The sequence below is a fragment of the Clostridium sp. CMCC3677 genome, from assembly GCF_023845585.1.
Lineage (GTDB): Bacteria > Bacillota > Clostridia > Clostridiales > Clostridiaceae > Clostridium > Clostridium aquiflavi.
This window is the reverse complement of record NZ_JAMQHS010000145.1, coordinates 1-209: the sequence shown is the minus strand read 5'-3', so window position 1 is coordinate 209 and position 209 is coordinate 1. Positions and strand designations below refer to the sequence as shown.

General features: G+C 29.7%; 1 pseudogene. It reads right to left on the bottom strand.

The window, feature by feature from the left end:
- A pseudogene (locus NG901_RS17025) lies at nt 1–209 on the bottom strand (uracil permease); the annotation flags it as partial.

The window sequence follows — 209 nt, the reverse complement described above, 5'->3', positions numbered from 1 at the left end:
CCGGTAAATATGGTACTACATCACTAAATCCTTTTATAATATCTCCTATAAAAAAACTTGGCGTTTGAATTCCAACATCTATAAAAGCTTCTTTTAATGATTGAATATTCATATACCCTGTAAGCCATGCAACTGCTGTCCCAAATAAAATAACAATTACACCAGTTGGCATCTTACTATTTTTTCTATTAGATTTTGCTATGTAATTA